We start from the raw sequence: 22,425 nt of genomic DNA, 5'->3' as shown, positions 1-22,425 counted from the left end.
TCATTTTACCATAGCTGTTTCATTTTTACTATGAAAGGAGTTCAGAAAAATCACTATGTACGGTGTTGAGCTTGGTTTAATTCTTCATATTCATATGAAATCGAGTAACCAATGAACACCCCATATAATATATATAAACAAATCGATGTAATAATCGTATTGATATCTAATTGATTTAATGGTTTTAATCCATGAAAAACAGGGTTTAACAAATAAAACACAAGTCCCCATAATACCAAGCCGTATGCGAGTCCTGCCCAAATATTATTAAATTTTTTTAACAACACCATGTAAATAAATGCCACAAGAATGGATAATAAGCCAATCACAAAAATACCTACAATTTGTCCAATATACCCATTTTTCCAATCTCCTAACGCCCAAGGCATCAGTACTAACGCCGGCCCTACTCTCATAAAATTAAAAAAGAATGCAAGATACCCGATAAGACTCCAAAAAATCCCTCCACAAAATCCAATCGTTGCTACTTTTGCATTAAATGTCATTGGTTCTTCTCTACGGTTTTGTTCAAGTTGTCTATTTGCCATGTTTGATTACACCTCCATAACGTAGTATGTCCCGCTATTTTATTCGTTATTGATGTTTCTTTTAAAAAATTTATTCATTTTTTTAATCCATACGTGTAATCTAAAAGAAACAAGGGAAAAGTATAGAAATAAAATGAGATTTGAATCAAAAGGATTTTGCGACTTCCTTATCGAATAATAAATATAGTTTTCTTTATAAAACGCTACTAGATTTTCACATTAAAAGATTTTAATTGGAGGTGAGTTGTATGTCGCGTCTTCGAATCAATCCGCTTGTTTTGCTTTTAATCGGGTTAGCTATCTTTGGGTTCATGTACACTCTCATAACTGATCCAATGCGAATAATCACTCAAGTGCTTATTTTTTCTGCGATTGCGTTTGTCTTGTTCTTTCTTTATAAGCGCTTTCTTGCAAAACAATATGGAATGCCAAAACAAAGCTCTCACCGTCCAATTAAAAAAGCAAGCAATATCGTACCACACCGGAGTAAAAACCCGAGTGCAATAAAACGAAGCAAACCTTTACAGAAGCGGAAAACCGAACATAATTTTAAAGTAATAGAAGGAAAGAAAAATAAAAAAAAGAATCGAGCGCTTTTTTAAGCTCGATTCTTTTTAATACTGCCATTTTTTTAAAAACAATTCCGTTTTCATCTTCCCTAACTGAACAAGCTGCTGTTTCATTTCATCAGATAAATCAAAATCGGTTGCTTTCACATCGTCAATCGGGATAAAAACGATGTTTTGGGCATGCTCTTTAATAATATAACGAATATCATGTGCTTTTCTCATCGTTTCAAATAGAGAATGGAACATTTCTAACGCATTGGAGATTTTTCGATTCGGAATATCTTCGAGTTTTGGGGTTAACCGAAAACCAATGACAGGACGGCGCGAACGTAATGTTTGAGGATCCATAAATAACCAAATCGGAAAATTACTTAACACTCCACCATCAACGATATATGACTTTTTCCCTTGCCGGTCCCATAGTTTCGCAGGTTCAAAGAAATAAGGAATACTGCTACTCATCCGAACGGCTTTCGCTATCGGAAATTTTTCAGGAATTAAACCATATTGAGGCAAATCATCAGGTATTACGACAATCCGCCCTCGTGTAATATCCGACACAACAATTTTCAAGCATCCCTCTGGTAAATCTCCAAAGGTCGATATTCCTTTATCAGCTAATTTTTCTTTCACCCATTTTTCTAAATGTTCACCTTTATATAAACCTAATTTATAATACAATAAGAACCATCTCATAAATTTATTCGGGATCCATGTTTTTCGGTAATCCATCAGGGACTGTGCATCCAATTCATTAATGAGATTATATATTTCCTCACTTGTATAACCGGCTTTAACAAAGGAAGCTACAATCGATCCAGCACTAGTTCCTGCCACTCGTTCAAAGGAATAATTCCTCTCCTCTAATACTTGAAGTGCGCCGATAAAAGCAAAAGATTTTACCCCTCCACCTGCAAACACACCATCAATTAACATTGAAACACCCCCCTAACTCAATTGTATGAATGAAATAAGGGATTGTGCCTAACAAATTAATTTTGCAGGGAGCGTTTAATGTCTTTAACCAACTCATCTATTCTATTAATTAAAAGTAGTAACTTTATCCCTAACAAAAAAAGCGGGAAATAGACAGGTTTCACTATTCAAAAAAGTTCCATCCATTACAATATGATATCAGTTTGTATTCTTTCCTTTAAAAACAAGAAGGAAAAAGCTTTTCAACGCTTCATTGCTAATAACCTAAATTTTAAAATAAACGCAGGAGTGCCTTTTTGTTTCAAGCGAAGTGCGGAGTCCTGCCCGCTTTTTCCAGTGAATCCAATTGCTCTTTTTGGGGTGAAACACTCAGGTGAGGAGCCTTCTCTTTTCTTGAAAACTTCACTGCTAGACCAAATCTTTTCTTTCTTACCTAAAAAAAGAACAATCTCCATTAAGATTGCTCTTCCTCATTTCGTTTTTGTACGATTCGCAAAGAATTGACTCTTGACTCATCTTCTTGAAAAAATTGAACTAAGTCACCGATGCGGTCAATTGCATCCCAACTAAGATGGTGTTCAATTCCTTCTACATCAGCGTAAATATTTTCACTTGAAACGCCAATTATCTTCATGAAATCTTCAAGAAGATCATGGCGATACACAAGACGCTTTCCTACTTTTTTTCCTTTTGCTGTTAAAACAAGCCCTCGGTATTTTTCATAAATTAAATATTCACTTTTATCAAGCTTTTGGACCATCTTGGTAACTGAAGAAGGGTGGACTTCTAATGCTTCTGCTATATCTGAAACGCGCGCATATCCTTTATCCTCAATTAACAAATATATTCGTTCTAAATAATCTTCCATACTCGGTGTTGGCATGGTGTCTCCTCCAATCTTTCACCATGAATGCAACAGGCATTCCGTTCTTGCATTGTATCTATTTTACTATAATGAAAAGCCAACAACAACGGAAAAACACGAATCATGTAAAATATTCTATTTTTGCCATCGGAAAAAACGTATTAATATAAGATTCAATCGTTTTTCTTAGCTCGTCCGCTTCATCAGTTTTATACACATATTTCCCTCTTCCATATTTTCCCCATTTGTATTTACGCTCATCCTCATTCATGACAAGTTTTGTTTTCGGGTAGCGTTTTTCAATAATCCGTTTTGCCGTTTTTGTAAATCGATGTTGGATCATTTCAAACGTTAAATCTTTTTTTGCATAATCAGGTAATGTGTCCGCGAGCCGTTCGAATAACTCTAAATAGCCTTGTTCCCAGCCTTCATGTCGGTATAATGGAGCTAAAATAAAGCCTAGAGGATAATTCGCTTTGGCCACCTTACCCGCAGCTTCAATACGTTTTTCAAACGGGGACGTTCCGGGTTCAAAGTGTTTAATGACATAATTGGAATTGACACTAAATCGAAACCTAGTTCTACCGTTGTGCTTGGCATCAAGTAAATGATCGACATGGTGATATTTCGTTACAAACCGTAATCGCCCAAAATCTGTTTGCCCGATAAACTCAATTGTTTTCTTTAACGAATGCGTTAAATGATCTATGCCAACAATATCCGATGTACAAGCTGCTTCAAATCTTGTTATTTCTGGTTTACGTTCTTCGATATAAGCTGTTGCTTGTGCAAATATATCTTCTAAATTCACATACGTTCTAATATATGGTTTGTCTCCCATTGTCGTTTGTAAGTAACAGTAGTGGCAATGCCCCATACAACCCGTCGCAAGCGGAATTGCATATTCGGCTGACGGTTTTGACGGTTCAAATTTCAATGTTTTTCGCACGCCAACAACTAAAGTGGATTTCGCATTTCGATATTGCTGTTGTTCATTATCTCCAGGGATATTTCGTACTTGATTATGTGATGTCGTCTGACGAATTTCAATGCCCATCTTTTCAAACTTCTCTTGGAGCTCTTTCCCTAATGGGTATTCAAGCGCTTGTGGTTCTATATAAACAAGCTGTGGAATAAAGGGTTCCATGTCAATTCTCATCCTTTTTTTCTTTAGCTTGTTCGAACTACACTTGGCGCAAACAAAAGGTTATTGGAAATAAAGAAAGGATTAAGCATTTTGCTTAATCCTTTAATTTAAAGACTTTTCCCATTACTTTTAATCCTATATAAATACGTTCAAAAAGAAGCGGCATGTCCCATCCTAAATCGATTTTCTAAACGATACCTCAATGATAAACTCATTTTCACGGACATGAGCAAGCGCTTTTCCTCCCTGTTTGTTAACAAGTTGCTGAACAATATGAAGTCCTAATCCAAGCTGGGTACCAGATCGACTTGTGTCCAACCTGAATGTTCTATTAAAAATCTGTTGAAGTTCCGTAATATTAATGTTCTCAACATCATTTACTGCCCTTAACCAAATATATTGCTCTTCCTCTACATAATTAATTGTTAAATAACTTTTAGCATAAGTTAAGGCATTCTGAATAATGTTGGTTACAATCCGAACAGTTGCTTTATTGTCAGCAAGAACAGAGGTTACACTCGCTTCATCTAAGTTTACCTTTAATTGCTTTTTCTCAAAATCATCATAGAACATTAGCATTGTTTCCACAACAATTTGATCGAGAAACTGCTTTTCCATCGTCAATTTCTTGTCCGATGAGTCGAGTTGTGAAAGTTCATAAAATAAATCAACAATCATGGTGAGATTATCAATCTTCTTTTGAATAATTGCTAAAAACTCTTTCCTTTCTACTTCAGATATGGACGGTTCTGTTAATAACTCTGAAAATCCTTTAATTGATGTTAAAGGCGTTCTTAAATCATGGGAGATATTCGTAATTTCTTGCTTTAGTTCCATTTCCCTTCTTTCGACAGACTGCTGATTCTGTTTAAATAATTGAATAAGCTGATTAATTTCCGAAGCAAATCGGGCCAAGTTTTTATTATGGGTATTTGTGCGAACTAATTCATTTGTCCCGAAATTCGCACTGATTTCCTCTAATTGTTTCGTCATCTTTCTGATATCCCAATGGACAAGCAGAAGTTTAGAGAGTGCAACAATTAACAGGAAAACCAAAATTATAATTAACCAGCTGCTCACGTTCTTCATCCCTTCTCCATCAATCGATGTTTTGATTTCCGAATCTTTTTGCTCCAATCAGCAAAGCCATCCCGGAAATAATGATACCTACAATCCAATATTCGAGCGCAAATTGGACTCCTTCATTCATAAAGCTCGTTAAGTTTTCATTGAACAATGTATTCGGTGCATAATTGTGTAACTCCTTTAAGCCTGATATCTCTCGGAAGACCCGCAGCAAGTTTCCAGATAATCCATAAATAAAAATCAACACGATAATGATGTATCCTTCCCCAACCTTGAGCATTTTCAATGTATGAGTTAGGAAAAATCCACTCAGAACAAGCGGAGCCATATTCACACATGCAATTAGAAAATTGCTCACCGACGGATTTTCACTTGATAGCAAGTTTTCACCTAAAACCATCATTAAAATGATCCCAACAACACAGACTAGTAAAAAATAACTTAATGTCAAAAATAGCTTAGACCAGAAGATGATATTACGAGAAATACCGAAAGAAACAGATTGTTTAATCAAAGAGATATCTTTGCCAGTGAGAGCTGAATTAAAGAGTAACCCTACGATGACAATCAACAATCCAGCACTAATTGCATTTGAATAGAAAAATTTACTTGTTGCGTAAGGAAAATTCGGGTCAGTCTGTCCAGATAAAGTAAGGACGGCAGCAGCGGCGACAATTAACAAATAACATATCAATCCTGTTACATAAGGTCCTTTTTTACGCAGTAGACGATAACATTCGCTTTTCATATAATTAATCATTTTGATTTCCCTCCACTAATCCTAAGAAGTATTCCTCTAGATTCAGTGATTCGATGCGAAACTCCTTCACCATCACTTCATGATCAACTAAGAGGCGATTGATATCTCCACTATGCTCTACATGATTTTGGATGGTGATAGCTTGATTAGGAAGGACTTTAAACTGAATATCTGCATATGCTCGTTCTAATAGTTGTGCTGCTTTTACTGTATCATCAACAGTAAGCAGAATTTGTTTCCGACTCTTCTCTTCCAGAACCTCTTTACTTAAATCATCAACGATTACACCATTTTTGATAAATACAAAACGTGTTGCTAGCAATTTCAATTCCGTTAAAATATGACTAGAAATGAATATAGTTACTTGTTTTTCCTGATTGAGCTTCTTCAACAATTTGCGGATTTCCATAATTCCTTCCACATCCAAACCATTGATTGGCTCATCAAGCACTAAACAATCAGGATTGCTTAAAAGACAAAGGGCAATGCCTAACCGCTGCTTCATTCCCATAGAATAGTCTCTAAATCGTTTCTTATTTTCATTAGCCAGACCGACAATCTCAAGGACTTCATAAATAACTTTCTTGTCCACTACGCCACGTTGTATCCGGAAATATTCCAAATTTTGAATGGCAGTAAAATCCGGGAAAAATGCAGGTGTTTCAATTATAAAACCCATTCTTTTTTTCACATTCTCGAGCTCTTTCCCAGATTTACCAAATAGATGAATCTCTCCCGAAGTCGGCATGATTTGTCCCGAAAGAATTTTGAATAAAGTCGATTTCCCCGCACCATTTTTTCCAATTAGTGCACAAATCTCTCCTTTTTTTAATGAGAAATCAAGCGGTTTGATCACTACTTGTTCCTTGAATTTTTTCGTCAATTGATACGCTTGTATAATGGCATCCAACTTTTTCGACTCCTTCACTAAATTTCTTATTGTTTTTAGTTTAGCTTAGAAGTCTTTAAAAACCTTTAAGCAAAACATAAAGAAATCATAAAGAAGTCAAACAAGTATAAAACCTACTCCCCATATGGTCTTTATATATTCTTCCGTAGTTATTTCTGAAATTTTCTTACGGAGATTAGAAACGTGAACACTGATTGTATTATCATCACCATAATACGTCCCGGTCCAGATTCTTTCATAGATTTCCTTTTTGGAAAGGGCACGCTCAGGATTATTTATAAAAAATGTTAAAATATCAAACTCAGCATTCGTCAACTGTAGCTCCTTCTCGTTTAAAGTTACAGACCTTTTTTCACTATTCACTTTAAGCCCTCGCCATCTCCTTTTACTTGGTTGCATCGGTTGAAAACTCGCTTTTCGTAATTGAACTTCTACTCGGGCCATCACTTCTTCCTGATGAAATGGTTTTGTTATGTAATCGTCCGCACCCATTTTTAATACTTGCACTTTATTCTCAAGATCCACTTTAGCTGAAATCACAATAATGGGAACCATACTCTTTTCTCTAATTTCTTTTATCAGATCCTCCCCACTTTTACCTGGTAGCATTAAATCCAGTAAGATTAAATCAAACGAATGATTTTGTAAATGCAACAAACCTTCTGTACCAGAATAAGCTGTAACCGATTCCATCTGTGATTTTTCCAAAATGACAGTTAGTAGTCTACTAATCTCTTGGTCGTCTTCAACAATTAAAATTCGTTTGCCTTCATACATAATATCACCTATTTCGTTTTGTCCTGTTACTATAAGAAAAACGCGGGAGCGCCTTTTCTTTCAAGCGAAGTGCGGAGCCCCGCCTGCTTTTGACAGTGAACCCCAAGTGCTCTTCTTGAAATAGCTTCCAAAGCTTCACTGCTACACCAAAAATATGATGCTCCCTCATTTGTCTCATTTTTGCGGTCAGAGCAACCGTTATTTGTGAACATGATACGGGTTTCCGTTTTTTAGCGGCCATAGGAGCGCATATTCACACAATAGTCACTCTATTTCTAGCGATATATGATGATTAACTGTTCCTGTGTCCACCAACGTTCCAAAACGCTAGCAATGTTCACAGATAACGGTTTTCATGGCCGCTTACTTCCCATAAACAATAAGAAAAACGCGGAGCGCCTTTTCTTTCAAAGCTTCACTGCTACACCAAAATTTTTATACTTCTTATCTTTTAAAAAAACACCCCTTCAGATAATAATATCCAAAGAGGCATTTCTTCGCGACTTTTTTATAAACATCGCAACTTTATTTCAGAGCTACACTTTCTCTTTATTTATCCGTTTATAACCCACATTTTAACTGGGCGCCACAACTTGTGCATGTATTACATCCACCGAGGTCTTCGACTGTACCTTCACGACAAACAGGGCACGTATCTCCTACTTCAGAGCCGATCGTTACTTTAGTGGAACGTAAATCAGCAATCGTATCCACTAAAACAACTGGACCTTTTTCCTTTGTAACTGCTGTTTCTTCATAATCATCAAATTGATTATCTTCTGCTTTTAACGAAAGAACTTGCGCATCACGGCTACCATCAACATAAACCGTACCACCTTTAGCTCCTCCACGATAAAGACGCTCATATACTTGTTGAACTTGCTCCACCGTATATCCTCTAGGTGCATTAACTGTTTTTGATAATGAGCTATCTACCCAACGTTGGATAATACACTGCACATCAGCATGTGCTTCTGGTGCTAATTCCATTGTAGAAATAAACCATTCTGGAAGTTGATTCGGGTCAGCATCCGGATTTTCATTCAAGTAATGTTGTACAATCTCAGCTTTTACTTCAATAAATTTCCCTAATCGACCACTACGGTAATAAGAAAATGAGAAATATGGCTCTAGTCCTGTTGAAACACCAACCATTGTTCCTGTACTTCCAGTTGGAGCAACCGTTAATAAATGAGAGTTACGAATACCGTGAGCCAGCACGCCTTCACGAATGTCCTCAGGCATCTTTTGCATATAACCCGTATTAATAAACGCTTCACGTAAAGCTAATGTTTCTTCATACGTGTCTCCAACTAAAAACGGGAAGCTGCCCTTTTCTTTTGCTAACTCTATGCTTGTACGATAGGCTGTTGTCGCAATTGTTTCAAACACTTCGTCAACCATTTGATTGCCTTCTTCAGATCCATACACCGTTTCACAATAAATAAGCAAATCATGTAATCCCATAACACCTAAGCCAACACGACGCTCACCTTTAGCTTGCTTTGTATTATCTTCTAAGAAATATGGTGTGGCATCGATAACATTGTCTTGCATACGCACGCCTGTTTCCACGGTTTGTTTTAGCTTTTCAAAGTCAACCACTTTGTTCGTGCGGTCCGCCATTTCTGCTAAATTAATCGCAGCTAAATTACAAACTGAATATGGAGCTAATGGTTGTTCTCCACAAGGATTTGTCGCCACAACTTTTTGACCATATGCTTTTGCATTTGTCATATCATTCGCATTATCAATAAAGAAGATTCCTGGCTCAGCACTATATGTTGCACAAATATTAATTAAATTCCAAAGCTCTTTTGCTTTAATTTTTCGGTATGTGCGAACTTTAAAACCACGTTGTTCCCACTCGCGCACATCCCCACATTCGTGCCACTCGTTATTGTAAATTTCCATTTCTTCTGGACTGTAATTTTCAACATCAGGGAAACGAAGAGCGTATTCTTCGTCAGCTTCCACAGCTGCCATGAACTCTTTTGTTAAACAAACTGAAATATTCGCCCCTGTTAAAAATTCTGGATTATTGACACTATAAGTGCCACCTAATGCTAATTTTTCTTCTGCTTCTTTAATCACTTTTTGGTCAAATCCACCTTGGCCGACCACTTTTTTGAAGTTTACAATTCCTTGATACATCGCTGTTTCCACTTCAGACAATGGAGTGAATTTTAATTTTTCTTTTACCAGCTGTTTAATTTGAGCGTCTTTTGTATTCTCAAGCAAAAATCGTAAAATACGAGGATTTTGCATTTTTGAAATAATAAATTCTAAAATATCAGGATGTGAATCGATAAGCATAATCATCTGTGCTCCGCGACGACTTCCGCCTTGTTCCACTAGATGTGTTAATTTTGCAATATCGTCTAACCATGATACTGAACCAGATGATTTACCGTTAACTCCCCGTGCTAATGTATTTCTTGGACGAAGAGTCGAACCATTCGTTCCAACTCCACCACCACGACTCATAATCTCCATTACTTGCGTACGGTGTTCTGAAATCCCGTTTCTTGAATCTTTTACATACGGCATAACGTAACAGTTAAAATACGTAACGTCCGTACCTGCACCCGCTCCGTATAACACACGACCTGCCGGGATAAAATTCATGTTCATTAACTCATGGTAAAATTTTTCAAATGATTCTGTTCGTTTGGCTTCATCAACTTCAACTGAAGCCAATCCTGTTGCAACACGTTTTGCAATTTGCTCATAATAAATTTCTAATGGTTTTTCAATTGAATCTAGAGAACGAAGGACTACTCCTGTTTTCATTTCCTGTGGGTCATCTAACACACCTTGGAATTCCTCATCCACTAAGATTTTCGCTTTGTTTTCATCTTTCAACATTTCTAAAACATAGCCGTAACCTCTTGCAGGGAATTTCGGGTCATCTTTAACCGTTAGAACAACGAAGTCGCCTTCTTTTAACGTTTTCTTTTCTGTATCCTTAAATGTATATCTGTCCAACATTACGAGACGAGATACACCTTTTTTAGTAATCCCCATATCTGCTGTTATTTCATGTACTTGTGGGAATTGTGCAATATCTTGATTTAAGCGCTCAATGTTAATGTTCATTACTTTTGACATCATCATCGTCATTGAGATTTCCTCCTTCTCCAGAAACAAAAATTAATTCGTAAAACATGTGCATCTTGATGTATGTAAGACTAAGCCGTAACCTAGCATATCGTACGATCTTTGATGTGGTTTCGCTAATAGATTGCTATGTTTTTCAACTTGGCTAATCGTACCATAAACGAAATAACAAATCAATATATTGTGTCCATAAATCTTATGCATATACTATATATTGTGAATCTTGCAGAAGAAATATTTTTTTGTCAACTATAAAACTATTCAAATAATAGAGTATCAATGAGAAAATACGCTAAAATACCTAAGAAAACCCGAATTTCGGACAATTTTCTACATTGCATTTTTATAGGAAAATGCAACCCCTTTTTACATAAGGATTCCACGTTTTTTACCAAAAACTTGTAATTACTATTTTTTTAGACTTAGGTCATTTGTAATGTAAATGTAATGAAAACAAGGTAAAAAAAGAAAAATACGGAGCGTCTTTTCTTTCAAGCGAAGTGTATGATGAAACAACAAACACATACCATGTCCCATTTTTGCGGTCAGAGCAACCGTTATTTGTGAACATGATACGGGTTTCCGTTTTTTAGCTGCCACAAGAGCGCTTATTCACGCAAAAGCCACTCTATTTCTAGCGATATATCATGATTAACTGCTCCTGTGTCCTCCAACGTTCCAAAACGATACCGATGTTCACAGATAACGGTTTTCATGGCCGCTTACTTACCATAAACAACAAAATTGCTAACGCGATAAACCCCCGCCCAAGTGTTGAATGATTCACTTGGGTCTTTTCTTGCTGTCTCATAGTATTCCAAATCCCTAATTCATTCTTCGTTTCATCCGAAGTGCGGAGCCTTCGCCCTTCTTGGATACAGCTATCAAATCTTCACTGTTATACCAAATTTTTTATACTCCCTCATAAAGAAAAGCCAGCCTCTATATATAGTGGCTGACCTCATCTTTTATCTTCTGAAATTCCAATCATCTTGCTCGTATCTTTCTTTGGCGACCTTTAACACTTGTTCCTCTTCTTCTTTCGTTAACTCATACAATTCAAGTTCAATATTTAAGCCTTTCTCAAACCCATTTTTAAATGCGACTTTTGCGTCATCATAAGCAATCGGGTGAGCGACGAGTTCATTAATTGCAACCGCTTTGTTTTTAAAATTCCGTTGCATCCGTTCGCGGACACGATCACTCGGATACGTAAACATATCAAATAATTTATTTTCATCTAAATCTAGAATAATGGACCCGTGTTGAAGTATAACGCCTTTTTGTCTCGTTTGTGCGCTTCCAGCCACTTTACGTCCTTCCACAACAAGTTCATACCAAGACGGCGCATCAAAACAAACCGCAGAACGAGGATTTTTTAATGCCTCTTGCTCTTCTTTTGTTTTCGGAATGGCAAAATAAGCATCTAAGCCAACATCACGAAACCCTTCTAATAATCCTTGAGAAATGACTCGATATGCCTCTGTGACCGTTTGGGGCATATCAGGGTGTTCCTCCGTCACAATGACACTATATGTTAGTTCTTGGTCATGGAGAACCCCTCTTCCTCCTGTAGGTCTGCGCACAAAACCAACATTATATTTTTTTACTGCTTCCATATTAATTTCTTTTTCAACCTTTTGAAAATATCCGATCGATAGTGTCGCTGGATTCCAACCATAAAAGCGAATTGTAGGAGGAATTTTTCCTTCACTATGCCATTGTAATAACATTTCATCTAACGCCATATTATATGACGGTGAGCAATGCCCTGAATCAATAAAACGCCATGTTTCCTTCATAAGCTTGTCCCTCTTTTCCATATACTTGCACACAATAGTGTACCAAATGAGAAATTAAGTTCATAGCAATTTGACTTTCATTCCCACTCATTTTTTCTTTGCCTTAACACTAAGACATGTATATAATTTAAAGAGAGCATGAAAACAAAAGGAGTGTTAGTGAGTCAATGGAATGGATTTTACCCGCAATTCTAGCAGCAGTACTCGTATTTTTTATTACAAAACGGTTTATAACACCAAAGTACTTAACCCCACTATCTCAAGAAGATTTTATTAAAGGGTACCGAAAAGCTCAATTAATAGATGTTAGAGAACAAAGAGAATATGAAGGCGGGCATATTTTAGGAGCTAGAAATATCCCTCTTACGCAACTACGAACACGAATGAAAGAAATCCGCACAGACCAACCAGTATATTTATATTGCCAATCCGGCGCAAGAAGTAAACAAGCCGCAACTGTACTAAAGAAAAAACGTGGCTGCGAGGAGTTGTACCACCTTAAAGGTGGATTTAAAAAATGGTCAGGACGCATTAATAAAAAGAAATAAAGAAAAACGCGGGAGCGCCTTTTCTTTTCAAGCGAAGGACAGAGCCTTCGCTCTTCTAGAATAAACTTTCAAAGCTTCACTGCTAGACCAAAATTTTTATACTTTCTTACATGTTAAAAAAAAAGAATGGACACTATGTTCATTCTTTTTTGTTTGTTCAATGGAAAATAGAGGAAAACAAGCTGGCCGAAGCGAATATACTCTTTTTACCAATAAGCATCGCACAAGGAGAAGAAAAATGAAAAAAATTATCACTTCTATTTTACTTGCCAGTATACTTGCATTCTTCTTATTTATCTATACAAGTCAACCACTAAAAATTGAAGGCCATTCAACTTTTGATGATGGTCACACACAGGTTGTTGTATATGAACTACATAATGATGGTTTTACAAAAGTTCATATTAAAGATGTTGCCGTAAATGGAAGAAGCGACTCTGATATTGTGCAATTAGGTGTTAGCTATGATACATCGCAATTTGTACAATTCTTATCAGATAACCCAAACATTATGTTTATGGAGTTCGACCAAGAACCGATTTTCCCAAAAGTATCACCAAAAGATATTAAAGCCATCATTGAAAAAAACGAAATGACACCGATCCATTACGGGATAAAAGTAGAACAGCCTGAGCATCTTATTGAATCGTTAACGATACAATACAGATATTTCGGTTTCCCGGTAACAAAAACTTATAAAGTACGTGACTAGTATATGCTACCGGACATGTGTTCCGTTATATTTGCCAAATACGATTTTTTCAAACAAGTTACGGACATCTGTTCCGCTATTTAGCAGAAATCAAGCCATTCGAGCCAAAAAAACAACAAGTAACGGAACACATGTCCGATAGCGATTCGAAATCCTCTATTTTCGCTAAAATAACGGATCATTTGTCCATTACGACATCCCTCCCCTAAACAAAAAAGGCGAGCCACAAGTATAGCTCACCTTCCCTTTCTTATTCTGCTTTCTGATATCGTAACACCGGTTTTCTCGCGGCTAACGTTTCATCAAGGCGACCAATCACGGTATGGTGTGGTGCTTCTTGAACGATTTCAGGATTTTCTTCTGTTTCTTTTGCGATTTGAATCATTGCCTCGATAAATTCATCTAATGTTTCTTTTGCTTCTGTTTCCGTTGGTTCGATCATCATACACTCTTCCACGTTAAGCGGGAAGTAAATCGTTGGTGGATGATAGCCGAAATCTAATAAGCGTTTTGCGATATCAAGTGTACGAACACCTAGTTTCTTTTGGCGACGTCCTGACAAGACAAATTCATGCTTACAATGCTGACCATAAGGCAAATCAAAATATGGCTCTAATCGTCTCATCATATAGTTTGCATTTAAGACCGCATATTCAGATACAAGACGTAATCCTTCAGGTCCCATCGTGCGGATGTATGTGTACGCACGGACATTAATGCCGAAATTTCCGTAATACGGTTTTACTCGACCAATTGATTCTGGACGGTCGTAGTCAAATCCGTACACGTCTCCTTTTTTCACAATAACTGGCTTTGGTAAAAACGGAATCAAATCTTTTTTCACTCCGACAGGGCCTGAACCAGGTCCGCCTCCACCATGTGGGCCAGTAAATGTTTTATGCAAGTTTAAGTGAACAACATCAAATCCCATGTCTCCTGGACGCGCAATTCCTAAAATCGCGTTAGAGTTTGCTCCATCATAATACAATTTTCCACCTGCATCATGAATGATTTTGGCCATTTCCACAATATATTCTTCAAATAAACCTAGCGTATTTGGGTTTGTTAACATCAATGCAGCTGTATCTGGACCAGCTACTTCACGTAAATGGTCAAGGTCAACTAGGCCTTGCTCATTTGTTCGAACGGTAATGGAATCAAAGCCGGCCACCGTTGCAGAAGCTGGGTTTGTACCATGGGCTGAGTCAGGTACGATGACTTTCGTCCGGTTCGTATCCCCATTTTTTTCGTGGAACGCCCGAATTAACATTAATCCAGTCCATTCACCGTGGGCGCCTGCTGCTGGTTGTAATGTCACTTCATCCATTCCCGTAATTTCAGCTAAAGATGTTTGTAATTCATATAATAATTCCAGTGCTCCTTGAACTTGAGACTCCTCTTGATGAGGGTGGATATGTGCAAAGCCATCATAACGTGCAACGTCTTCATTAATTTTCGGATTGTATTTCATCGTACAAGAACCAAGCGGATAAAACCCAGAGTCTACACCATGGTTTCTCTTTGATAAAGCCGTATAGTGACGCATTAATTGCAGCTCAGAAACTTCCGGTAATTCTGGTTCAGAAGTTCGTATATATTCAGCAGGAATTACATCCTCTAACGCTATTTCTTCTACATCACAAGGTGGTAAACTATGTCCAATTCTTCCTTCTTTGCTAAGTTCAAAAATTAACGGCTGATCCTTCATTCGTTATTCACCTTCCCAAGTACATTCACAAATTGGTCAATCTCTTCTTTTGTACGAATTTCCGTTACACATAATAAAACATGGCCAGCTAATTCAGGATAATCACGGCCAAGGTCATAACCACCAATAAAGCCTTCTTCAAACAATCTTGCATTTACGTCGGCAACGGATGCATTGAGTTTGACAACAAATTCATTAAATGTTGGTGCCGCAAACGCAATCGTTACCCCTTGTTGTTGCAATTGCTTTTTCATATATGCTGCTTTTTGAATGTTTTGTACCGCCATGTCACGTACGCCTTGTTTGCCAATCGCACTCATGGCCACAGAAGCGGCTAAAGCATTTAATGCTTGGTTTGAACAAATATTTGATGTTGCTTTCTCACGACGAATATGTTGTTCACGTGCTTGCAGTGTTAACACAAATCCACGTTGACCTTCATCATCAACCGTTTGACCTACTAAACGACCAGGTACTTTTCTCATTAGCTTTGTTGTAACGGCAAAATAACCACAATGTGGTCCGCCAAATTGAGTCGGAATCCCAAATGGTTGCGCATCTCCGACAACAACATCTGCCCCGTATTCACCTGGTGATTTTAACGCACCAAGCGAAACCGGATTACTAGAAACGACAAACATGCCTTTTTCAGCGTGCGTAATTTCTTCAATCGCCGCTAAATTTTCAATCGCACCAAAGAAGTTTGGATATTGAACAATGACACAAGCGGTTTCTGCATCATATTTTTGTTTTAAATCGTCAAGATCTGTTATCCCATCGGCAATATCCACTTCAATAACCGTAACGTTTTGACCTTTAGCGTTTGTTTTTAAAACATCTCTTGCTTCAGGATGAACAGCTTTGGATACAAGCACTTTTTTCTTACGTGTTTGACCTGCACACATCATCGCTGCTTCTGCTAATGCCGTTGGTCCATCATACATTGATGAATTGGCTATATCCATCCCTGTTAATTCACAAATCATCGATTGGAATTCAAAAATCGCTTGTAATTCGCCTTGAGAAATTTCTGGTTGATACGGTGTATACGCCGTATAAAATTCAGAACGTGAAATAACATGGTCAACAACAGATGGAATATAGTGCTCGTATACACCTGCTCCTAAAAAGGACGGCTTTTGTTTTACATTTGTATTTTTATTCGCTAACCCTTGTAAATATCGTACAAGCTCTGGCTCTGTTAACGCTTCTTTAATGTTTAACTGTCCTTTAAATCGAATATCTTCTGGAATATCTGAAAATAGCTCCTCAATCGATTGGACCCCGATTGATTCGAGCATCTCTTTTTTATCTTCTTCCGTCATTGGTAAATATCGAAATGACATTGATTTTCCCCCTCATCCTTATCGTTTATAAAATGGTGTTTTTACGACTTTGGCTTTTAATCGTTTTTTTCTTACTTGAACTTCGACTTCTTGGTTAAGCTCTGTAAATTCTTTTTGCAATAACGCTAATCCAACATTTCGTTTTAATGTTGGTGATTGTGTTCCTGTTGTCACCGTCCCAATGTTGTTATCTTGGACAAACACTTCATATCCTGTTCTTGGGATGCCCTTATCTATCATTTCAATCCCGACTAATTTACGAGTCAAGCCGTCTTCTTTTTGTTTCTTTAATGATTCTTTCCCGATAAAATCAGCTTCTTTGTTCAGCTTCACCGCAAAGCCGATTCCTGCTTCAAGCGGAGAAATTTCTTTTGTTAGTTCTTGCCCATAAAGCGGGAGTTTCGCTTCAAAACGAAGGGTATCACGTGCGCCTAAGCCACATGGAAGAACACCGTCTTCTTTCCCTTCTTCTAAAATAGCTTTCCACAATCTCGTTGCGTCTTCTGCCTTACAGTAAAGCTCAAATCCATCTTCACCTGTATAGCCTGTTCTTGAAACGAGAACTTGTTTTCCTGCGATTGTCACATTATCAGCAAACCAGAAAAAGCGAATCGCTGATAAATCAACATCTGTTAACCGTTGTAGAACTTGTTCTGCGACTGGTCCTTGCAAAGCAAGTAAAGCAAACTCATCTGATTTATTCGTAACAGATACTCCTTCTACCTTATGTTCTAGTAACCAAGCAACGTCTTTTTCAATATTAGCTGCATTCACAACAAGCAAATACTCATTGTCTTTCTTTTTGTATACGAGAAGGTCATCAACGGTTCCTCCGTTTTCATAACACATTACCGTATAAAGAGCTTGATTGTCTTGAAGTTTAGAAACATCATTTGTCATCACATATTGAAGGAACTCAAGGGCTTTTTCTCCTGTTACTTCCACTTCCCCCATGTGAGACACATCAAACAATCCTGCTTTTGTACGAACTGCTTCATGCTCTTCTTTTATACTTGAAAACTGAACAGGTAAATCCCAGCCACCGAAATCAATCGTCTTTCCACCATATTGTTCATACAACGGATACAACGGAGTTTGGTTTCCATTTGCCATACATTTGTCCTCCTTCGTTTTTATGTATTGTCAGCGAAAACAAACGGCTTAATTCTCTAGATCCCACTCAAAAAACGAAAAAAAAGACAGAGAAATACAAATATTCTTTGTATTCCTCTGTCCTGTTACCAGAAAGTTTCTTTCTTACTTTCGTAAGAAATGTCTTCGTGGGTGGTTCATTTTGAACGCTCTCCAGAGTTGCGTCGAGTAAGAGTTCTTTTGCCTGAGAGATTCGCTTTCGCTTGCTCCTTCGGCGCTGCATTTTACGAACATTTTGCAGTCTCTCCCCTTACTTTCATTCGCCTATATACGATTTTTTTATAAAATTTATTATTTTGACCATACTAAATATAATAATATCCTACCAATTGCTGACTAAGAAGGCAATACTATTTTTTTTAGAAAGGATGATCGCCATGAACATAGAAATTGAATTTTCTCAATCGTGGCAAGATGAATTTATAAAAAGATTGGATGAGGACGGGCCATGGGCCAATTGGGAGTTGTTTCAACTTGCCTATGAAGCAGAACAACATTTAGCTGTTCCAGAGTTTCAAGGCTTACAAGCACCCAAGCATCTACCACAGCTTGAACCGTACCCACATCAAATTGAAGTTGCCAATACGGTTATTGAAAAAATGAATGGAAAAGCGATTTTAGCGGATGAAGTAGGGCTAGGAAAAACAATCGAAGCTGGCCTTATTTTAAAAGAATATATGATTCGAGGACTTGTAAAGAAAGCACTCATTCTCGTTCCCGCTTCTCTTGTTTCACAATGGGCTTATGAATTAAATCAAAAGTTTCATATTCCGGCAGTCGCGCAAAAGAAAGCGTATGTGTGGGAACAGTTTGATGTTGTTGTCGCGTCGATGGATACAGCGAAACGACAGCCTCACTATGACATTGTCATGGAACAAGACTATGATCTCATCATTATTGACGAGGCTCACAAATTAAAAAATCCGAAAACGAAAAATTATGAATTTGTGAAAAAGCTAAAGAAAAAGTTTTGTCTGCTATTAACAGCAACACCAGTGCAAAACAAACTCGAAGAAATCTTTAATCTCGTATCTTTATTAAAACCAGGTCACCTTGGTGATTTATCATCGTTTGAAAAATCATACCGTTCAGGAAAGCGCTCACCGAAAAACGAAGAACAATTGCGAGAATTGGTTAATAAAGTGATGGTCCGCAATCGCCGTGAAGAAACGGGTATCACTTGGACAAAACGGATTGTTGAAACGGTACCAATCACATTTAGCAAAGAAGAACGCGAGCTTTATGATGCGATCTCTTCTTTAAAGGAAAATAAAGATATTCTTACCAATCATTTTGCATTGCTCACATTGCAACGAGAAATCTGTTCTAGTCGTGAAGCCGCCTTTATGACCTTAAAAAATATGATTGAAAAAGCACAGGAAGATAATAAAACCATTCCTCAAGCTGAATCTTTTATGGAGATGATTGGCAATATTTCCGTCAATTCAAAAGCGGAAAAAGCGTTAGAGATTATAAAACAAATTGATGGGAAAGTGATTATCTTCACCGAATATCGAGCAACTCAATTGTATTTACAATGGTTTTTAAAACAAAATGGCATTTCCTCTGTCCCATTCCGTGGAGGCTTTAAACGTGGTAAAAAAGACTGGATGCGCCAACTATTCCAAAATCATGCCCAAGTATTAATTGCAACAGAAGCGGGTGGTGAAGGGATTAATCTACAATTTTGTAGTCATATTATTAATTATGACCTTCCATGGAACCCAATGCGAATTGAACAACGGATTGGCCGAATTCATCGTCTCGGTCAAAAAGAAGATGTTCGCATTTATAATTTTGCCGTGGAAAATACAATTGAGCAGCATATCCTTTCTCTTCTCTATGAAAAAATCAATTTGTTTGAAAGTGTGATCGGTGAATTAGATGATATTTTATCAAAGCTAGAGCTTCCTTCACTCGAAGACCATATTCAAGAAATTTTGTATCACTCTGATTCAGATGGTGAGATCAAAGTAAAGATGGACCATTTAACAGCGATTATAAATGAAGTGGCAAAAGAAGAGCTTGAGGAGGGAGATGAACGTGCAACAGCATCAAATTAATCATTTTCTTGAACGTTATTTTACAGCCAATCAAAGTCCAGTCATTGAAAAACAAGAAGGATATATGCAAGTTCAATTATCGATAGAATTAGATAAAGCATTAATGAACCGGCCTTTTTATTGGCACTACTTAGAAAAAACCGGTGGCGAACCGAACCCGATGAAAATGACGTTAATTACAAACCAAGAAAAAGCACCTGACGATATAAGAGGCGAGCTAATCCATTTCGGCTCTCCTCGCCTCCATCAAATCTTTCAATCGACACAGGAGCTTGGGGGCTTTATTCGTTTATATGAACAAGTCCAGGTGCAAACACAGGAAAGACAAATGACACCACTTCAACCATGGGTTTGTATGAATACGAAGATTTCCTTTCAATGCGATCGAAAAAAAGATGTTTTGTTATCACTCGGGTTAAATTTAATTAACGGGGCTATGATACCGAATTTTTATGAGAACATGATAAAACGGGAGCTCACTCCGAATATACCTGATTTTTGTTTTAAGCTTTCACCGCTTATCACGCCAAAAAGTGGGATGTTACGCTTAGAAAAAGTCATTCGAACATTTATTGACGAGCAAGATAAAACATGGGCAGAAGAAGCAAAAAAACGGTGGGATGAAGACTTACATTTATTAAACCAATTTTATGAAGATACTGAGGAATTACCAGAAAGCTATGACATTGAAAAAGAAGCATTACGAAGTCAATATGAACCTGTTGTAAAAGTAAAAGTCATCAATGGTGGGATGTTTTATTTACAACAATAAGAAAAACGCGGGAGCGTCTTTTCTTTCAAGAATAAGCTTTCAATGCTTCATTGCTAGACCAAATTTTTTATACTCCCTCACTAAAGAAAGAAGCCGTGATAGATTGGACTCACGGCTTCTTTTGTATTTTTTGAAAGCAAATGGACGCTGTTTTATTGTGAAGGTTTCATGCCTTCTTCTTCCACATAAACTTTCCACGTGATTATTGTTGTATTGTCTCTTACATTGTTTTTTCGTATCGTTTCAAACAATGTTAGCACCCCTTCTTCAAGAGACTTCCGCTCCAACTCCTTTTGAATTAAAACTGGGTCATTGTACGGTTCACTAGGACATTCGATGATTCCATCTGTCGTTAAAAAAAGTGTGTTCCACCCTTTTCTAAGCTGACGAATGCCATGACTATAACTAGGAACCGTCTGTGCAAACGTATTTTCTTTCCCGATCCATTCAAAAAATTGGCGTTGATTCACTTGAAACTGTTGTAATGCTGCGAAATCATCATGAAAAACAAAAAGGACACAATCTCCAACAGAAAACCACCACACATAGCTTTCTTTTCTAGCAATAAGTAAACATGAGGCTTCTCCATTTACCCGTTCACAACGACGAATAAATGATTCAGATTGAAATAATGAGATAATTTTAGCATCGAGTTGTGTAAACATCTTTTGTACATTGTCGTTCGAAAAGATTTGTAGAAGAACCTCTTCGTTTTCTTTTATATATTGAATAATCAAATTTGCACTTTCTGCTGTATGGTGAGCATCTACTACAATACTAAACTCCCAGCCTTGTATCGGATGAGACCAAACTAAACATCCATCTTCATTTTTCGTTTGTCCTGCTGCTGAGTTTCCACCATACCGTCCGATACTAATATGTTGTTGACTGAAAACATGTGGGGCATCAATAAAATCTCGTTGATCTCCTACCCAACTCGATTGTTCAACTTTCCTCATGTTATGTTTTTGAAGTACGCTGCTAATCGTTCACAAAGTGCTCGTACATCTTCTTTGTTCCCCATTGGATCTTCTTCCCAGTCATAAACCCCATTAGGCCCCCAATATTGTTTTGGCGTGTTCGGATATCGGGGCACAACATGCATATGAAGATGGGGTACAGCATCACCTAAAACATAGCAGTAAACATGCTCTGCTTTTTCCGTTTCCATTAACGCTTTACTAACCGCAGACATCATCTTCCCAAAGGCAGCCGATTCCACTTCTGTCATATCCGCTAACGTCGGGGCATGTCTTTTTAAATCAATCATGACATGTCCTAAATAATGAGGATTTTCTCCGTTATCGATGTGACCAACATAAACAAACTCATTTTCATAAATCGTGTTTCCCGCTGTTTGAATCGTACCGCTATGTTTTTGACAGATAAAACAACCTTCCACCATTGCTACCCCCTTTTGTTTTTAAAAGTATAATATATGGAGGAATAAATTGGTAGATTTTTCTTGAGATATTTCACACTTAACCGTAACGGATAATCATTCTGCTATTTCATGTAAAATGAGTCTTGTTCATTGCCCTACGGACATACATTCCGTTAACAGGGAAAAAAAGTGTCAAAGTGGATCATTTACTCATTTAACG

At 37.4% G+C, this 22,425-nt stretch carries 21 protein-coding genes and 1 riboswitch; of the genes, 5 read left to right on the top strand and 16 right to left on the bottom strand.

What is annotated here, in order from left to right:
- Positions 1-53: 53 nt before the first annotated feature.
- Positions 54-548: a YqhR family membrane protein gene (locus tag T323_RS0120175; RefSeq protein ID WP_026674898.1), complete on the bottom strand. Its 495-nt coding sequence runs from the start codon at positions 546-548 to the stop codon at positions 54-56.
- Between the two features lie 248 nt (positions 549-796).
- Here T323_RS0120175 and T323_RS0120170 point away from each other — a divergent pair, with 248 nt between their 5' ends.
- Complete coding sequence (locus T323_RS0120170; RefSeq protein ID WP_026674897.1) at positions 797-1,150, top strand: SA1362 family protein; 354 nt, start codon at positions 797-799, stop codon at positions 1,148-1,150.
- 12 nt (positions 1,151-1,162) lie between these two features.
- Here T323_RS0120170 and T323_RS0120165 read toward each other — a convergent pair whose 3' ends face one another.
- The 10 genes from T323_RS0120165 to lipM form a co-directional block, all read right to left on the bottom strand.
- Positions 1,163-2,053 carry a patatin-like phospholipase family protein gene (locus tag T323_RS0120165; protein ID WP_026674896.1) on the bottom strand — a complete coding sequence of 297 codons (891 nt, stop codon included), beginning with the start codon at positions 2,051-2,053 and terminating at the stop codon, positions 1,163-1,165.
- Positions 2,054-2,295: 242 nt separating this feature from the next.
- On the bottom strand, positions 2,296-2,508 hold the full coding sequence (locus tag T323_RS0120160; RefSeq protein ID WP_026674895.1) for a hypothetical protein: 213 nt from the start codon (positions 2,506-2,508) through the stop codon (positions 2,296-2,298).
- The gene (mntR, locus tag T323_RS0120155) at positions 2,508-2,936 is read right to left on the bottom strand and encodes a transcriptional regulator MntR (protein ID WP_026674894.1); all 429 of its coding nucleotides are present in this window, start codon (positions 2,934-2,936) and stop codon (positions 2,508-2,510) included. Before mntR ends, T323_RS0120160 begins: the two co-directional genes overlap by 1 nt.
- A 103-nt stretch (positions 2,937-3,039) precedes the next feature.
- Positions 3,040-4,065 carry a spore photoproduct lyase gene (gene splB, locus T323_RS0120150; RefSeq protein ID WP_026674893.1) on the bottom strand — a complete coding sequence of 342 codons (1,026 nt, stop codon included), beginning with the start codon at positions 4,063-4,065 and terminating at the stop codon, positions 3,040-3,042.
- 174 nt (positions 4,066-4,239) lie between these two features.
- Positions 4,240-5,202 (bottom strand): sensor histidine kinase, encoded by a 963-nt coding sequence (locus tag T323_RS0120145; protein ID WP_245613752.1) that lies wholly within the window; start codon positions 5,200-5,202, stop codon positions 4,240-4,242.
- Entirely contained in the window at positions 5,165-5,911 is a 747-nt protein-coding gene (locus T323_RS0120140; protein ID WP_026674891.1) for an ABC transporter permease, read from the bottom strand. The genes T323_RS0120145 and T323_RS0120140 overlap by 38 nt, the downstream gene beginning before the upstream one ends.
- Positions 5,904-6,821 carry an ATP-binding cassette domain-containing protein gene (locus tag T323_RS0120135; RefSeq protein WP_026674890.1) on the bottom strand — a complete coding sequence of 306 codons (918 nt, stop codon included), beginning with the start codon at positions 6,819-6,821 and terminating at the stop codon, positions 5,904-5,906. Before T323_RS0120135 ends, T323_RS0120140 begins: the two co-directional genes overlap by 8 nt.
- 96 nt (positions 6,822-6,917) lie before the next feature.
- Positions 6,918-7,598, bottom strand: a complete 681-nt coding sequence (locus T323_RS0120130; protein ID WP_026674889.1) for a response regulator transcription factor — start codon at positions 7,596-7,598, stop codon at positions 6,918-6,920.
- Between the two features lie 561 nt (positions 7,599-8,159).
- Positions 8,160-10,721 carry a vitamin B12-dependent ribonucleotide reductase gene (locus tag T323_RS0120125; protein ID WP_026674888.1) on the bottom strand — a complete coding sequence of 854 codons (2,562 nt, stop codon included), beginning with the start codon at positions 10,719-10,721 and terminating at the stop codon, positions 8,160-8,162.
- A gap of 965 nt (positions 10,722-11,686) precedes the next feature.
- On the bottom strand, positions 11,687-12,541 hold the full coding sequence (gene lipM / locus T323_RS0120120; RefSeq protein WP_035179373.1) for an octanoyltransferase LipM: 855 nt from the start codon (positions 12,539-12,541) through the stop codon (positions 11,687-11,689).
- A gap of 146 nt (positions 12,542-12,687) precedes the next feature.
- On the opposite strand from lipM, the gene T323_RS0120110 reads away from it, so the two are divergent.
- Positions 12,688-13,068: a rhodanese-like domain-containing protein gene (locus T323_RS0120110; RefSeq protein ID WP_026674886.1), complete on the top strand. Its 381-nt coding sequence runs from the start codon at positions 12,688-12,690 to the stop codon at positions 13,066-13,068.
- Between the two features lie 238 nt (positions 13,069-13,306).
- Positions 13,307-13,780, top strand: coding sequence for a hypothetical protein (locus T323_RS0120105; protein ID WP_026674885.1), 474 nt, complete (start codon positions 13,307-13,309; stop codon positions 13,778-13,780).
- 250 nt (positions 13,781-14,030) lie between these two features.
- On the opposite strand, the gene gcvPB is transcribed toward T323_RS0120105, so the two are convergent.
- The 3 genes from gcvPB to gcvT are packed head-to-tail and all read right to left on the bottom strand — an operon-like array spanning position 14,031 to position 17,947.
- The gene (gene gcvPB / locus T323_RS0120100; protein WP_026674884.1) at positions 14,031-15,488 is read right to left on the bottom strand and encodes an aminomethyl-transferring glycine dehydrogenase subunit GcvPB; all 1,458 of its coding nucleotides are present in this window, start codon (positions 15,486-15,488) and stop codon (positions 14,031-14,033) included.
- The gene (gcvPA, locus tag T323_RS0120095) at positions 15,485-16,834 is read right to left on the bottom strand and encodes an aminomethyl-transferring glycine dehydrogenase subunit GcvPA (protein WP_026674883.1); all 1,350 of its coding nucleotides are present in this window, start codon (positions 16,832-16,834) and stop codon (positions 15,485-15,487) included. Before gcvPA ends, gcvPB begins: the two co-directional genes overlap by 4 nt.
- Positions 16,835-16,852: 18 nt before the next feature.
- Positions 16,853-17,947 (bottom strand): glycine cleavage system aminomethyltransferase GcvT, encoded by a 1,095-nt coding sequence (gene gcvT, locus T323_RS0120090; RefSeq protein ID WP_026674882.1) that lies wholly within the window; start codon positions 17,945-17,947, stop codon positions 16,853-16,855.
- A 201-nt stretch (positions 17,948-18,148) separates the two neighbouring features.
- Positions 18,149-18,246: riboswitch (glycine riboswitch) on the bottom strand.
- Between the two features lie 117 nt (positions 18,247-18,363).
- On the opposite strand from gcvT, the gene T323_RS0120080 reads away from it, so the two are divergent.
- Together T323_RS0120080 and T323_RS0120075 are read left to right on the top strand one after the other, a co-directional pair.
- A complete protein-coding gene (locus tag T323_RS0120080; RefSeq protein WP_026674880.1) occupies positions 18,364-20,049 on the top strand; it encodes a DEAD/DEAH box helicase in 1,686 nt (561 codons plus the stop codon).
- Complete coding sequence (locus tag T323_RS0120075; protein ID WP_026674879.1) at positions 20,030-20,821, top strand: YqhG family protein; 792 nt, start codon at positions 20,030-20,032, stop codon at positions 20,819-20,821. The genes T323_RS0120080 and T323_RS0120075 overlap by 20 nt, the downstream gene beginning before the upstream one ends.
- Positions 20,822-20,973: 152 nt before the next feature.
- Here the strand turns inward: T323_RS0120075 and T323_RS0120070 are convergent, their stop codons facing one another.
- Both T323_RS0120070 and T323_RS0120065 read right to left on the bottom strand, forming a co-directional pair.
- On the bottom strand, positions 20,974-21,780 hold the full coding sequence (locus T323_RS0120070; protein ID WP_026674878.1) for a PP2C family serine/threonine-protein phosphatase: 807 nt from the start codon (positions 21,778-21,780) through the stop codon (positions 20,974-20,976).
- A complete protein-coding gene (locus T323_RS0120065) occupies positions 21,777-22,226 on the bottom strand; it encodes an HIT family protein (protein ID WP_026674877.1) in 450 nt (149 codons plus the stop codon). The genes T323_RS0120070 and T323_RS0120065 overlap by 4 nt, the downstream gene beginning before the upstream one ends.
- Positions 22,227-22,425: the final 199 nt, after the last annotated feature.

This window comes from Alkalihalobacillus bogoriensis ATCC BAA-922 (genome assembly GCF_000621445.1).
Lineage (GTDB): Bacteria > Bacillota > Bacilli > Bacillales > Bacillaceae_F > Bacillus_AO > Bacillus_AO bogoriense.
Note: the sequence above shows the minus strand (reverse complement) of the source record. Positions and strands in the feature narration are given on the sequence as shown.